The organism is Lacihabitans sp. LS3-19 (genome assembly GCF_024343575.1).
Taxonomy (GTDB): Bacteria; Bacteroidota; Bacteroidia; order Cytophagales; family Spirosomataceae; genus Leadbetterella.
The window spans coordinates 1-229 of sequence record NZ_RJUA01000007.1; the positions used below are offsets into that span (position 1 = coordinate 1).

Genomic DNA, 229 nt, shown 5'->3' on the forward strand with positions numbered 1-229 from the left:
ACAATCTGTTGAAAGTCCAATGGCGGCATGGTCTGGATTCTTAGCACCTGTGTAATTTCCGTTGTGGCAACTATTACAATCAGTTGGCGTTTGATTGGCTGGTCCTTTATGGCAAGCCATACAGTTGCTTACATTGGCATGAGCTCCTGTTAGTTCATAGAAACTATTATGGTTAAACGATGTTGGTTTCCATCCTGGTGCTGTAGTATGACAAGTTGCACAATCTGTT

At 42.4% G+C, this 229-nt stretch carries 1 protein-coding gene; it reads right to left on the reverse strand.

Translation table 11 applies throughout. From position 1 onward, the window contains the following. Window positions 1–229 (reverse strand): hypothetical protein (locus EGI22_RS08095; RefSeq protein ID WP_255067649.1); only part of this gene is annotated, 229 nt, incomplete at both ends.